Here is a 14333-nt window from a genome sequence, read left to right as displayed (position 1 = left end):
GTCAGGAACCTACTTCAAAGGCGTGAATACGGTCGGCCATCAGGTCGGCCTGCTTGGCTTCCAGCCCTTTAAAATCAAATAGCTGCCGGTCACCAAGCTGAGACGGGGCCACGTTGGTCACTGCCTTGAACATGCTTTCCAGTCGCCCTGGGTGTTTTTGATTCCACTCGGCCAGCATCTCCTTGACCACCTGGCGCTGCATATTGGGCTGCGAACCGCATAGGTTGCAGGGAATGATCGGAAATTCCATCTGGCGGGCAAACTCGGCAATATCCGCTTCCTTGCAGTAAGCCAGGGGGCGAATGACAATATTCTTGCCATCATCTGATAACAGTTTGGGCGGCATGGCTTTTAGGCTGCCACCAAAGAACATGTTCAAAAACAGGGTTTCCAGAATGTCTTCACGATGATGACCTAATGCCACCTTGTTGGCGCCGATCTGTTCGGCAAATCCATACAGGGAACCGCGCCGTAGCCTTGAACAAAGCGCACAGGTAGTCTTGCCTTCCGGCGTTTTTTCCTTGACCACTGAGTAGGTATCGCGTTCCAGGATATGGTAGTCAACGCCGAGTTTTTCCAGATATTCGGGCAGCACGTGCTCAGGAAAGCCCGGCTGTTTCTGATCCAGATTGACTGCTACCAGCGAAAAGTTCACCGGCGCATTACGCTGCAGGTTGCGCAGAATCTCCAGCAGGGTGTAACTATCCTTGCCACCAGATAGGCACACCATCACCTTGTCACCTTCTTCAATCATCCGGTAATCAATAATGGCATGGCCGACGCAGCGACGCAGGCGCTTTTGCAGCTTGTCGAACTCGCGTTTTTGTCGCGCCTGTGCTGTTATAAGGCTAGACGTCGCTTTGCTCGGCGCGGGATCGAAACGGTCAACAGCGGCATTGACCGCTTGTGGTGAAGACATGATGGTTGACATAAACAGGGCCCAGACAGTCGTGCTGCAGCAAAAAAGAATTCAACGGCTATTTCAAACCGCGCATTCTAACAGCTTATCTCCCTTACTGCCGACGGCCCGAAACCATAATGGCTGCTTACGAATACTCAAGATGATAGCGGTGTGACAGGCGCTGTTTGAGATCCTTGACGATATGCAACGCTTCACGCATGAGATCCCGCTCCAGCGAGGAAAGCTCCTGCACCACCACCCGGTCGGAGCGCTTGCTGACATTCGATTCGCCCTCTTCCAGCTGCTGCTTCAGGCGTAACTCGGTAAACAGCGCCAGCGCTTCCCCCAGGTCGTCGGCAAAGCGACGCTTAAGACGACCATCTTTGACCAAGGCATCCAGCCGGTCGAGAGTCGATGTGGCCAGTATGCCGCGTTCCAGCGCCATGGTACGCACGCCATGCACAATGGGAAAGATACCGCCTTTCTTGATATCAATGCCGTGCTGAGGCTTCTTCAAGGAGCCAAACAGGGTCAGCGGAGTAGAGAAGCGCAGCGTGGTGCGGGCAAAGTAGGAAAGCAGTAATTCATCCTTGGCACCGGCTTCAAACAGGGTGCTGCGCACCCGCTCAAGCAGTGCCGGATTGCCAGCAACCGCATGGGCATCAAGCATGATCGCCAGCTTCATCAGGCTGTCCCCATCACGCGCCTCAACCCAGCGGGCAATCCGCCGCTGCCACTGGCTGACCGTGCCGACCCACTCCGGATTGGAGACCATGATATTCCCTGGGCAGGGCGGATATCCCAGCTTGATCAGGGTCTCCGTCAGGCGCTGCATATCGCCTTCTACCTCAGGCCATTCCAGATGATCTTCCAGGATCAAACCATTGTCCTGATCAGTTTTCAGAATCTGCTCGCCGCGCCCTTCGCTGCCCATCACCATCAGGCAGCTATCGGCATGAAAACGCTCATCAACGGTAAACTGCCATGCCTTACTGATAATCCGCCCGTTCAATGCCGCCAGCAGATCCATGGCAAAGCGTAGTTTGACCCCTTGAGCCATCAGCGCTCTGACCAGCTCAGGGGTGCGCTGGCTGGCCGCGGCCAGAGTCTCCAGATCATTGGCCTGCTCAACCTGCAGGCTGACCACATAGCTGCGGCTGGAGAAGTAGCTGAGCACATCGGTCAGCTCAACCACGCCTTTCACTTGATTGCGCTCAACCACCACCACCCGGGACACCTTGTAGCGAGTCATCAGCACCAGGGCTTCAAACAGGTATTGTTGTGGTGTCACGGTGACCAGGGAGAAGTGGGCGATGTCCACCACTGGGCTGCTCTGCTCCCGTCCATCCATGACCAGGGCATTTAACAGGTCCGTCTTGGTGACCATGCCAGGTGCGCCATCATGCATGACCAGAACGCTATCGGCATGGCGCTCGTTCAGCTGCTTTACCGCGTCGGTAATATTGGCATTGGCCTCCATCATGACCGGCTCGCGCATGCACTCCTTGGCCTGGGCCAGCATGAAACCCGCCATGGTTACCCCGCCTTCAGCGCGTTTTTCTGTCATCAGACGGGCTTTATGCGCCAGGGTCTGACGGAAAAAATCGCTGAAATCAGAGTAATCACGGCATAACTGCTCAAATAGCGCCTTGGGCAGCAAGTGACACAGGCACTCCTGTTCAGCGATAAAGCGGTAACGGCTTTTCCCATTTAGGATGCTGATGGCGCCAAACAGATCGCCCGCCGTGTAGTGACCGATCCTGGAGGATGAGGAAGGCAAGGTAGGGTCGACTTCGGCCACTTCCCCTTGTGGATCAGAAAAACATACTCCCCGTCTGGCCTGTTTCCAGAATGATCTCATCACGATCGTAATACACCATATCCATACTACGACGCACCTGCTCACGGCCCGTCTCGTCGAGCATGTTAAAAGGGGGTTGCGTCAGATCCACTTCGACCATAATGGTCACCTCATTGATTGGCGTATTAAACGTCGTAACACTCGGCCGTTCAGCAATCCACTGCGAATTGGCTGTAGCGAGAGTCGCCCTGGAAATCAGAGTCGGCTGGCATTGCCTCACCGCTGCTATAAAACGTCAACAAACTCCAATATAAAAGTATTAGCTTAGTGTTGCAGTATAGCCAAGCTGTACAGCGATAAGGGCACAAAGCATCATGTAGGGGAGGTCAAAGCGAGCCCCAAGCATCCGCTAATATTAAAACAAAAGACTCCTGATCGCTCTATCAACGTCCAAAACAGTGATTTTGAGGCCTTCTAGACTATTGTCCCATAGCCTGAAAGGCACCCCTAAAAACCACCTAAAAACATATAAAAACCAATAAAATCAAATGATTAAAAACAACCCCTTAAAACCGCCAGTGTTTTGATACCAAAGTCTGGGATTTATTTTCATGCGTTATTGCCCACTATGTTCTCGAGCCATTCAGGGTCAACGCACGTTACACGCTTTTTCACATGCTACAGCGACCTGATTTTCCCGCTCACGACGACACTACAAGCATTAAAGGTCAGCGTTTTCCGGAAAAACAGACATGTGAGATATCAACTTGAGTGGCGCCCAACGTGCGATTGCCCTGATGGGCCAAACGCTATGGGTTAACTTTCCAAACCTATAAAATCACAAGTGGAGAGCAACACAATGGCAGATGATAAATCTAATGCTGCTGAATACTGGAAAGCGAACGTCCGTACCATCATCGGATGTCTCGTTGTCTGGGCATTCGTTTCATATGGCTGCGCTATCCTGTTTCGTCCGCTCCTGGCGGGTATTCCAGTAGGGGGCACGGATCTTGGCTTCTGGTTCGCCCAGCAAGGTTCCATCCTTACTTTCATCGGGATCATCTTCTTCTACGCCTGGAAGATGAACAAGCTCGATGAAAAATTTGGCCTGGGGGAGTAAGCCAATATGAGTCAGTTTGCAATTAACCTTCTGTTTGTCGGGGCCTCGTTCGCGCTCTACATCGGTATTGCGATATGGGCGCGTGCAGGCTCAACAAAGGATTTCTACGTTGCCGGTGGCGGTGTTCACCCGATCACCAATGGTATGGCAACGGCGGCTGACTGGATGTCAGCGGCTTCGTTTATTTCCATGGCTGGCCTTCTAGCCTCCGGCGGTTACGCCAACTCCACCTTCCTGATGGGTTGGACAGGCGGCTACGTTATTCTGGCCATGCTACTGGCCCCTTACCTGCGCAAGTTCGGCAAGTTCACGGTACCCGATTTCATCGGCGACCGTTTCTACAGCCGTACCGCGCGTCTGGTAGCGGTTATCTGTCTGATCGTCGCGTCAGTAACCTATGTTATCGGTCAGATGACCGGTGCCGGGGTTGCTTTCTCGCGCTTTCTTGAGGTCTCCAACACCTGGGGTATCTGGATCGCCGCCCTGATCGTCTTCCTGTACGCCGTATTCGGTGGCATGAAAGGCATTACCTACACTCAGGTAGCCCAGTACGTGGTACTGATCATTGCCTATACCATTCCGGCCGTGTTCATTTCGCTGCAGCTGACAGACACTGTCATTCCTGGCATCGGCATGTTCAGCACGCACACGGAATCGGGCATCCCGATGCTGGAGAAGCTTAATCAGGTTATCAATGAGCTAGGCTTCCGTGACTACACAGCAGATGTGGATAACAAGCTCAACATGGTGCTGTTTACCCTGTCGCTGATGGTCGGTACTGCCGGTCTGCCCCACGTTATTATCCGCTTCTTCACTGTCCCGAAAGTCGCTGATGCACGTTGGTCTGCTGGCTGGGCTCTGGTCTTCATCGCCTTGCTCTACCTGACAGCTCCTGCGGTAGGTTCCATGGCGCGCCTGAACCTTGCAACTACGGTCTATCCGGAAATGGCAGGTCAGGTTGAAGATTACGAATCAGCGGCTGAAAACGCGCTGGTTTACGAAGAGCGCCCGCAGTGGATTCGTACCTGGGAAGAAACCGGTCTGATCACGTTTGAAGACAAGAACAACGATGGTCGCGTCCAGATCTATAACGAAGGTAACGAAGACTTTGCGGAAACGGCCGAGGCACGTGGCTGGAACGGCAACGAGCTGAACGTTAACAACGACATCCTGGTATTGGCTAACCCTGAAATTGCCAACCTGCCACCCTGGGTTATCGGTCTGATTGCTGCTGGTGGTATCGCTGCAGCACTCTCAACCGCAGCCGGTCTGTTGCTGGCGATTTCCTCCGCTATCAGCCACGATCTGATCAAGACTATGATCAATCCGAACATCAGTGAAAAAGGTGAGATGCTGGCAGCGCGTATCTCGATGGCCGGTGCCATCCTGCTCGCTACCTATCTGGGCCTGAACCCACCCGGGTTTGCGGCACAAACCGTGGCCCTGGCCTTCGGTATTGCCGGTGCATCACTCTTCCCGGCGCTGATGATGGGTATCTTCTCCAAGCGCATCAATAACGTCGGCGCTGTTGCCGGCATGCTGACAGGCCTGATTGCCACCCTGCTGTACATCTTCACCTACCTGGGCTGGTTCTTCATTCCTGGCACTAACATGCTGCCCAACACGCCGGATAACTGGATCTTCGGCATCTCGCCGCTGTCCTTCGGTGCGATTGGCGCTATCTGTAACTTCGCAGTCGCCTTCGTGGTGGCCAACGCGACCGCAGAGCCGCCGCAGGAAATCCAGGATCTGGTGGAAAGCGTACGCTATCCGAAAGGTGCTGGCGGTGCAGTGGATCACTGATTCATAGAGTGACCCAGGCATCATCAACCCGAGCAAGGTATCTGTAAGTCGTTCGGGTTGATCACACATCGGGCTTCCCCTTGGGAAGCCCGATTGCGTTTACCCCCTGCCACGCTGATATTTTGGCATAATGGGCTGATCACAGCTCAATACCCCTCAGTTCAAGGATTTACCTATTATGATTTGGCATTTGATCGCCGCCATATTTGCTGGCCTCGCGGCTGCAGGTATCGGTCTTTTCCTGCGCACCCTCAGCGGCAAGCGCCTGCCCAAGTGGATTATCCCTGTGTTTGGCGGCCTGGGCATGCTGGGCTATCAGATCTCGACGGAATACGGCTGGTTTGAACTCAAGCAACAACAGTTACCGCCTTCTGCAGAAGTCGTCTCAAGCCAGGCCAGCAGTGCAGTATGGCGCCCCTGGACCTTTGCCTTTCCGATGGTCACTGAGTTTACCGTGGTTGACCGCGAGAGCGTGCGTGTAAGCGATGGCGCCACACCTGTTGCTGACTTCATGCTCTATCACTTTGAGCGCCACTACACAGAAACCGTTATCCCCCAGCGCTATGTGCTTAATTGCGACTCCCGCGAACTGGTGCCTATCGAGGATGACAGTGGCGAGCCAGACACTCAGGCCACCCGCACCCTGCGCCAGGATTCAGGCATCTATTCGGCTGTGTGCCCGGCAGGTACCTAACGTCATGTATTTCACTGACGCTGTGGCTGATTTCTCCTAAAATGGGTCAGAATCTGTCAGCCCTTAACTAAGTTCAGTGGCCTGGCGCCTGTTTTTGTAATTGCGGGGAAATAACATGTTTCACGGCGGACTCCTGGTTGCCGTATCGCTTGCATATATCGCGGTACTGTTTGGCATTGCCTGGTATGGTGACCGGCGCGCCCGCACCCATGGCGCTAGCCATAAACGCCCTATTATTTACAGCCTTGCCCTGGCGATCTACTGCACCTCCTGGACGTTTTATGGTGCCGTTGGCCAGGCGGCCACCAATGGCTGGTCGTTTGCCAGTATTTTTGTCGGGCCCATTCTGACCTTTCTGCTGTTCTGGCCGGTGCTGGCCAAGATGATCCGGGTGGCCAAGCACCAGAATGTCACCTCAATTGCCGACTTTATTGCCTCACGCTACGGCAAAGCCCAATCGCTGGCCGCGTTTGCCAGCCTGGTGGCTCTATTTGGCACCCTGCCCTATATCGCGCTGCAGCTTAAGGCCGTTGCCACCTCCTTCAGTATTCTCACCGATGCAGGCGATGTGGCCAAGGCGCCCCTGTTTACCGATACAGCCTTCTACGTGGCGATTGTCATGGCCATCTTTGCGATTATCTTCGGCACCCGTCACACCGATGCAACGGAGCATCACGAGGGGCTGATTCATGCCGTTGCCTTTGAATCCCTGGTCAAGCTTCTCGCCTTCGTTGTACTGGGCTGTGTTGTCACCTGGGGCATGTTTGATGGCCTGGGCGAGCTAATGAATTTTGCTGAAAGCCAGCTTGAACTGCAGCGTCAGCTGGCGAATCAGGATTTTGGTCAGGGCTTCTGGGCCCAGACCCTACTGGCCATGCTGGCGGTGCTCTGCCTGCCACGCCAGTTTCATGTAGCCGTGGTGGAAAACACTCACAGCGACGATGCCCGCAAGGCGCGCTGGCTGTTTCCACTTTATCTTGTAGCGATTGCCTTCTTTGTCGTACCGCTGGCGGCGGCTGGCCTGTGGATGTTTGGTGACAGTGGCATTGAGGCAGATAGCTATGTGCTGGCCCTGTCGATGGCTTCCGGACACGACTGGCTGACACTGCTGACTTTTATCGGCGGCTTTTCGGCTTCCACCGGCATGGTGATTGTCGCCGCTGTAGCAGTCTCGATAATGATTTCCAACGAGATTGTCATCCCCGCCCTGTTCCGGCTGCGCTGGTTTGATACCAAGGCCCGTGACTATGGCCGCCTGGTGCTACGTGCCAGGCGTCTGACCATTATCGCGGTACTGGGTATGGGCTACGGTTTTTACCAGCTGATTGCTGAATTTACTTCGCTGGCCTCCATCGGCATGCTGTCGTTTGCCGCAGCGGCCCAGTTTGCGCCTGCCCTGATTGGCGGCTTGTACTGGAAGCGCGGTAACCGTTTCGGGGTGATTGTCGGCATGAATGCCGGTTTCATGATCTGGACCTACAGCCTCTTGATGCCGGCTATGATCAATGCCGGCGTGTTACCTGATGCCTGGCTGCTCGGCGGCCCCCTCAGCCAACACTGGCTAACGCCCACTGCCCTGTTCGGCCTGAATCTTGGCGACCCCTTCACTCACGGTGTCATGCTGTCTCTTGGGGTAAACCTGTTCTGCTATATTTTTGTTTCCCAGGTGACTTCCCAACGGGTAGTTGAGCGCATCCAGGCCTCGTTGTTTGTCGATAGCGTTGAAACCCGCCAGACGTCGGTTAACCGTCCCTGGACAGGCGCCACCACAGTAGGGGATCTCAAAGTACTGTGTGAGCGTTTCCTTGGTGCCAACCAAGTCGCCCGCGCCTTTGACGATTACGCCCGGCGTACCGGCAAGCCGCTTGAAGACAGCACTCGCGCCTCGATTGATATCATCCAGTTCACCGAGCGTTTCCTGGCCTCAGTACTGGGCGCCTCTTCGGCGCGAATCGTTGTCAACTCAGCTTTGCAGGGGCGCGGCATTGGTATTTCGGATGTTATCTCCATCGTCGACGAAGCCTCCCAGGTACTCGAATTTAACCGCGCTCTTTTGCAAGCGACGATCGAGAACATCAACCAGGGCATCAGTGTGGTGGATCAAAACCTGCGCCTGGTGGTGTGGAACCAGCGCTACCTGGAGCTGTTCCGCTTTCCTGACCACCTGATAAGAGTGGGCGCCCCTATTGATCGCATCTTCCGCTACAACGCCCACAACGGCGAATATGGCCCCGGTGACCCAGAAGAGCATGTGCAGTTGCTGCTGGATAACATCCGCGATGGGCAACCCCACCGCTACGTGCGTTACCGCCAGGATGGCAGCGTGTTGGAAGTACAGGGCAACCCCATGCCGGGCGGCGGCTTTGTGTATACCTATCAGGATATTACTCAGCAGAAGCGCATCGAAGAAGCCTTGATCCGCTCAGAAAACAATATTCGTATCTACACCGATAACGTTCCGGCGTTGATCGCCTACTTTGATAAGGAATGCCGTTACCTGTTTACCAACCGCGCCTACGAGCAGGCTTTCGGGATTGACCGCAACGCCGTAATTGGCAAACGCAATGACGAGGTGCTTACCCGGCAACAGGCCGAGGAGCGCGCGCCCTGGGTAGCGCGCGCTCTGAACGGCGAGCGGGTCAGTTTTGAAGTGTCTTTAATGTTCAATAACAGCATGCATTACATGCTGGTCACCTATACGCCGCACTTCGGCGATAGCCAATCGATACTCGGCTTTTTTGCGCTGTACCAGGATATTACCGAGCGGCGCCAGGCAGAAATCGCCCTCAAAGAAACCAACGAGACCCTGGAAGAGCGGGTGCGCGAGCGGACTCAAGCGCTTTCCGAAGCCAATGCCGCCCTGCGCCAGGAAAATCAGGTGCGCGCCGAGGCTGAGCTGGCCCTCCGCCAGGCCAAGCAGTTGGCAGAAGATGCCAATGCGTCCAAGACCCGTTTTCTGGCCGCTGCCAGCCACGACCTGCTGCAGCCGCTCAATGCAGCTCGTCTGTTTACCTCGGCGCTGATCCAGGGGCAACATGACGACAATACCCAGCGCACTATCCATCATATCGATAATTCACTGCAGGCGGCCGAAGAATTGCTCAGCACCCTACTGGATATTTCCAAACTGGATGCTGGCGCCCTGACCCCACGGCGCAGCCATTTTGCCCTGGCCGATATTTTTCAGCCATTGCGGGCTGAATTCGATGTCATGGCGGAAGATCGCGGCCTGGATCTGGATGTGGTGCCCACCCAACAGTGGGTCGACTCTGACCCCCAGATGTTGCGCCGCATTGTGCAGAACTTTCTTTCCAACGCCCTGCGTTATACTCAGGAAGGCCGTGTGTTACTTGGCTGCCGCCGTCATGGCGACCGGCTGAGCATAGAAGTATGGGATAGCGGCCCTGGCATTCCGGAATCCAAGCTATCCGAGATATTCCAGGAGTTTCGCCGCCTTGATCAGGCATCTCGGCATAAAGAAAGTGAAAAAGGTCTGGGGCTTGGCCTTTCGATTGCTGACCGTATGAGCCGTGTGCTGGATCACCCTATCAAGGTGCGTTCCCGGGTCGGCCTGGGTACCGTCTTTGCGGTTAGCGTGCCGGTGGTTACCGCACGCGAACAAAGCAGCATCGAAGAGCCCAGCCGGCGCCGTGCCAGTAATAAGCTCTCAGGCACACGCATCGTCTGTATCGACAATGAAACGCTGATTCTTGAAGGCATGAGCGCCATGTTGAGCGGCTGGGGGTGTGAAGTCTTTACCGCTACCAGCATTGGCGGTGCCAAGTCCATTCTGCGCAACATGGACGGCGACCCGGATGCGATCCTGGCCGACTACCATCTGGACAATGAAGTGACCGGCATGATGGCGCTTGAAGCTCTGAGTGAACGGCTGGAAGGCGCGGTGCCCGGCATTGTGATTACCGCCGACCGCACCGAAGCCGTTGCTGAAGAAGTTAAACGTGCTGGCTACCAGCTACTGCTCAAACCGGTACGCCCCGCCGCCCTGCGCGCCCTACTCACCCGGACGCTACAGGCAAGCAGGGCGGGTGAGGCGTGAATCGTGAATCGTGAATCGTGAATCGTGAATCGTGAATCGTGAATCGTGAATCGTGAATCGTGAATCGTGAATCGTAAAAAGTGTGGCGTCATTCCTGGGACCATACCAATCATTCACTACTCACTACTATTCAGGAAGACACTTTCGGCGGTTCAACTTCCAGTTTCTGGGCGGCGATAACCGCCTGAGTGCGAGAGTGGACGCCGAGCTTACGCAAAATGGCCGTGACGTGGGCCTTGATGGTGGCTTCTGAAACGCTCAGTTCGTAGGCAATCTGCTTGTTGAGCAGGCCTTCGGTGAGCATATTCAGCACCCGAAACTGCTGGGGTGTCAGCGACGCGATAGCTTCAGCAAACTTGGTTTCATCTTCGCTGCTTTCATCAAGAACGCCCGCCAATGCTTCTGGTAGCCAGACTTCGCCGTCAAGGATCTCACCAACGGCTTCGGCAATCAGCTGCAAGGAAGACGACTTGGGAATAAAGCCGGAGGCACCGTAATCAATCGCACGGCGCACCACGTAAGGCTCGTCACTGCCTGACACCACCGCTACGGGAATGTCCGGCATTTGGCCACGCAGCTGAATCAGCCCCGAGAAACCGTGAGCCCCCGGCATATGTAGATCCAGCAGGATCAGGTCAGCGTCCGGGTGGCGGTTAACCACGTCGGCAGTGGCTTCCATGGTATCGGCTTCAACGATCTCCGCCTGGGGAGCCAGTTGCCGCAGCGCTTGAGTCAGCGCAGCGCGAAACAAGGGGTGATCGTCTGCAACAATGAATTTATGAGCTATGGCCATGGATATTCCTCCGGTTCTTAAGCAGCTAGCGTATTGCCGCGACGTTAGGCTTATTCTGTGTTGGCATGGTACCCCATGGCGTTATCCATTCCCAAGCGCCACGGGCACAAATTGTTATATTTACAGCAATAAAGCTATTATCCGCTTTTCAATACAATGCTAATACATGAACCTGCAAAACGCATCTTTACAGAATAAGTGACGGGTACGACCACACAAACAACCGTGCCGGCTTTAGAAGCCGGCACGGTATACATCAATCTTGAAAAAGGCGAACCATAAGTAGCGCTCGCCCTTATCTGGATGAGTCAACTAAGTGACAGGGCGCTACTACTTGATAGCGCGATGCTCGATCAGCTCATCCACAACGCTTGGGTCAGCCAGCGTACTGGTATCGCCCAGACCATCACATTCGTTAGCGGCAATCTTGCGCAGGATGCGGCGCATAATCTTGCCCGAACGGGTTTTCGGCAGGCCAGGCGCCCACTGAATAACGTCTGGCGAAGCAATCGGGCCGATATCTTTGCGTACCCATTTGGTCAGCTCTTTCTTCAACTCATCGGTAGGCTCGGCATCATCATTCAGGGTGACATAGATGTAGATACCCTGCCCCTTGATATCATGCGGGAAACCAACCACAGCGGCTTCTGCTACCGCTTCATGGGCCACCAGAGAAGATTCGATCTCGGCGGTACCCATACGGTGACCGGACACGTTCAGAACGTCATCAACGCGGCCTGTGATCCAATAATAGCCGTCTTCATCACGGCGGCAGCCGTCACCGGTAAAGTACATGCCATCGTAGGTAGAGAAATAGGTCTGCACGAAGCGGTCATGGTCGCCCCAGATGGAACGCGCCTGACCCGGCCAGGCATCCAGAATTACCAGATTGCCTTCGGTAGCGCCTTCCAGCAGGTTGCCTTCGTTATCCACCAGCGCTGGCTGAACACCGAAGAATGGCCGCGTGGCTGAGCCTGGCTTGAGCGGTGTGGCGCCAGGTAGCGGGGCAATCATGATGCCGCCGGTTTCTGTCTGCCACCAGGTATCGACGATCGGGCATTTTTCGTTACCGATCACTCGGTAGAACCATTCCCAGGCTTCAGGGTTGATCGGCTCACCCACTGACCCCAGCAGACGCAGACTATCGCGCTTGCTGGAATCCATGACGTTGTCGCCGTGCGCCATCAGGGCGCGCACGGCTGTGGGTGCTGTGTAGAGAATATTGACGGAATGCTTGTCAACGATCTCGCCCATGCGGCCATGGCTCGGGTAGCTCGGCACCCCTTCAAACATCAGGGTGGTCGCGCCGTTGGCCAGCGGCCCATAGACAATATAGCTGTGGCCGGTGACCCAGCCAACATCCGCCGTACACCAGTAGACCTCACCTTCCTGATAGTCAAAGACATACTGGTGAGTCATAGCAGCATAAGTCAGGTAGCCGCCTGTGGTGTGCTTGAGCCCCTTGGGCGCACCGGTCGAGCCTGAGGTGTAAAGGATGAACAGTGGATCTTCAGCGCCCATGGCTTCAACATCACACTCGGTTGACTGCTTGTCGACCATGTCGTCGAACCACAGGTCGCGACCGTCGCTCCAGTCCACATCGCCGCCCGTACGCTTGACGACCAGAACGTTCTTGCACACATCTGTGCCGTCACGGGTCAAGGCAGCATCGACGTTATCCTTCAGCGGCACGTGCTTACCACCACGCACCGATTCATCGGCGGTAATCACCAGCTTGGAGTCCGCCCCGATCACGCGCTGAGCAACCGCATCCGGCGAGAAACCACCAAACACAACCGAGTGAACTGCGCCAATTCGGGCACAGGCCAGCATGGCCATGGCCGCTTCAGGAATCATCGGCATATACAGAGTAACGGTGTCGCCTTTCTGAATGCCTAGTTCCTTCAGCGCGTTGGCGACCTGATTGGTGCGCTCATAGAGTTCACGGTAGCTGATGTGCTTGGCATCGGCAGGATCATCCCCTTCCCAGATAATCGCCGTCTGGTCACCCCGGGTCGCCAGATGACGGTCAAGGCAGTTGGCTGCTACGTTCAGCTGGCCATCTTCAAACCAGCGAATGTCGACGTTATCGCGGGCATAGGAAGTGTTCTTGATCTGGGTGGGCGCTTTGATCCAGTCAAGGCGTTTCGCCTGCTCGGCCCAGAAGCCTTCCGGGTCATCCACTGACTGCTGATACATGGCCTGATAAGTCTTTTCATCGGCCCACGCATTGGCGGCGAAAGTTTCGCTCACCGGATAGACGTTCTGTTGTTCGCTCATGAAGTTGCCTCTGTCCGTGAAAAATGCACTTTCTGTTGAACCAAGCCGCTTGCTCAAACGTTCAATAAAGCATGTTGCAGAAGACGTCAAACCAAGCTTTTAATAAAGATGTTTTAATACAGCCCAACGTCAGAAAGTGGCTTTGGGAATGTTACCGGCTTTTTATTATGATGCTGTTCCGGCGTTAAAATAGTGTTACTAGCATAAACCTCACAGCGCAACCTTCCCTTTAGACATTGGTATTAACATTTTTCCTTTTTATAACAATAGCTTATGTCTAACTTTTCGGCAATTCCTGGCCACAATAGACCAAGGTCTGAGCACATAACCGGCAGCGATAGCGGCGTCCACGGCGTACCTGCGCGTGACGCTGAGCAGTAAATCTATATTGGTTACCACCCTGTTCCTGACAGCCACATTGATAGAGGTAGGGGCGCGGCTGTGCTTTCACAATATCAAAGCGGTGAGTTACCCGGGGTGGCAAACCAAACAGGCCCACCATCACCCTTTGCCATTCACGGCCGTGGGGCTTGAGGCGCGGGCCATCCTGCAAATGAAATACCAGCCAGTGGGCCATTTCGTGCGGAATCACCTCATCAAAGAAGGCCTGGCGATTCTCACCCAGCAAAACCGCATTAAAGCGCAAGCCCCCACGTCCAAGATGCGCCTGCCCGGCGCTGGCTCCCTTGAGATCAAACCACACTTGTGGAAAAGGCAACGCCGGATAGACCTCACGGCAGCGCTGCCAAGCTTGTTCCACACGCTCTCGGGCAGCCTGATGTAGCTCGCTAACGCCCATCCCGTTCAGCTGGTTTTCCGGCCAGGCTGGCAGAGGCACCGCCTTATTTAATGGTAAACTGCCCATCATTGATCCTGTTACTTGT

8 protein-coding genes and 1 pseudogene are annotated in these 14333 nt (G+C 55.0%); 4 read left to right on the top strand and 5 right to left on the bottom strand.

Annotated features, from left to right (window positions below; translation table 11 throughout):
• Window position 1: 1 nt before the first annotated feature.
• Both ttcA and HLB35_RS08860 read right to left on the bottom strand, forming a co-directional pair.
• Window positions 2-931 carry a tRNA 2-thiocytidine(32) synthetase TtcA gene (gene ttcA, locus HLB35_RS08865; protein WP_235937092.1) on the bottom strand — a complete coding sequence of 310 codons (930 nt, stop codon included), beginning with the start codon at window positions 929-931 and terminating at the stop codon, window positions 2-4.
• A gap of 115 nt (window positions 932-1046) precedes the next feature.
• A pseudogene (locus tag HLB35_RS08860) lies at window positions 1047-2862 on the bottom strand (DUF294 nucleotidyltransferase-like domain-containing protein).
• A gap of 699 nt (window positions 2863-3561) precedes the next feature.
• Between HLB35_RS08860 and HLB35_RS08855 the strand changes: the two are divergent.
• The 4 genes from HLB35_RS08855 to HLB35_RS08840 all read left to right on the top strand — a co-directional run bounded on the left by HLB35_RS08855 (window position 3562) and on the right by HLB35_RS08840 (window position 10376).
• Window positions 3562-3822 carry a DUF4212 domain-containing protein gene (locus HLB35_RS08855; protein WP_171702313.1) on the top strand — a complete coding sequence of 87 codons (261 nt, stop codon included), beginning with the start codon at window positions 3562-3564 and terminating at the stop codon, window positions 3820-3822.
• A 6-nt stretch (window positions 3823-3828) separates the two neighbouring features.
• Complete coding sequence (locus tag HLB35_RS08850; RefSeq protein ID WP_171702312.1) at window positions 3829-5625, top strand: sodium:solute symporter family protein; 1797 nt, start codon at window positions 3829-3831, stop codon at window positions 5623-5625.
• A gap of 178 nt (window positions 5626-5803) precedes the next feature.
• Entirely contained in the window at window positions 5804-6319 is a 516-nt protein-coding gene (locus HLB35_RS08845; protein WP_171702311.1) for a hypothetical protein, read from the top strand.
• A 115-nt stretch (window positions 6320-6434) separates the two neighbouring features.
• On the top strand, window positions 6435-10376 hold the full coding sequence (locus tag HLB35_RS08840) for a hybrid sensor histidine kinase/response regulator (protein ID WP_171702310.1): 3942 nt from the start codon (window positions 6435-6437) through the stop codon (window positions 10374-10376).
• Window positions 10377-10506: 130 nt separating this feature from the next.
• Here HLB35_RS08840 and HLB35_RS08835 read toward each other — a convergent pair whose 3' ends face one another.
• From HLB35_RS08835 to HLB35_RS08825, 3 genes are all read right to left on the bottom strand, one after another.
• The gene (locus HLB35_RS08835; RefSeq protein WP_171702309.1) at window positions 10507-11169 is read right to left on the bottom strand and encodes a response regulator; all 663 of its coding nucleotides are present in this window, start codon (window positions 11167-11169) and stop codon (window positions 10507-10509) included.
• A 330-nt stretch (window positions 11170-11499) separates the two neighbouring features.
• Window positions 11500-13449 carry an acetate--CoA ligase gene (gene acs / locus HLB35_RS08830; RefSeq protein WP_171702308.1) on the bottom strand — a complete coding sequence of 650 codons (1950 nt, stop codon included), beginning with the start codon at window positions 13447-13449 and terminating at the stop codon, window positions 11500-11502.
• Between the two features lie 277 nt (window positions 13450-13726).
• Window positions 13727-14314, bottom strand: a complete 588-nt coding sequence (locus HLB35_RS08825) for a SprT family zinc-dependent metalloprotease (protein WP_171702307.1) — start codon at window positions 14312-14314, stop codon at window positions 13727-13729.
• Window positions 14315-14333 lie beyond the last annotated feature (19 nt).

Origin of the sequence: Vreelandella azerica (assembly GCF_013112225.1) — a bacterium.
GTDB lineage: Bacteria > Pseudomonadota > Gammaproteobacteria > Pseudomonadales > Halomonadaceae > Vreelandella > Vreelandella azerica.
This window is presented reverse-complemented; position numbering and strand designations above follow the sequence as displayed.

Excerpts from the sequence above, each read along its gene's own strand:
- HLB35_RS08825 (WP_171702307.1), bottom strand. The coding sequence starts at position 14,314 with ATGGGCAGTTTACCATTAAATAAGGCGGTGCCTCTGCCAGCCTGGCCG.
- HLB35_RS08855 (WP_171702313.1), top strand. The coding sequence starts at position 3,562 with ATGGCAGATGATAAATCTAATGCTGCTGAATACTGGAAAGCGAACGTC.
- HLB35_RS08840 (WP_171702310.1), top strand. The coding sequence starts at position 6,435 with ATGTTTCACGGCGGACTCCTGGTTGCCGTATCGCTTGCATATATCGCG.
- HLB35_RS08845 (WP_171702311.1), top strand. The coding sequence starts at position 5,804 with ATGATTTGGCATTTGATCGCCGCCATATTTGCTGGCCTCGCGGCTGCA.
- HLB35_RS08850 (WP_171702312.1), top strand. The coding sequence starts at position 3,829 with ATGAGTCAGTTTGCAATTAACCTTCTGTTTGTCGGGGCCTCGTTCGCG.
- ttcA (WP_235937092.1), bottom strand. The coding sequence starts at position 931 with ATGTCAACCATCATGTCTTCACCACAAGCGGTCAATGCCGCTGTTGAC.
- acs (WP_171702308.1), bottom strand. The coding sequence starts at position 13,449 with ATGAGCGAACAACAGAACGTCTATCCGGTGAGCGAAACTTTCGCCGCC.
- HLB35_RS08835 (WP_171702309.1), bottom strand. The coding sequence starts at position 11,169 with ATGGCCATAGCTCATAAATTCATTGTTGCAGACGATCACCCCTTGTTT.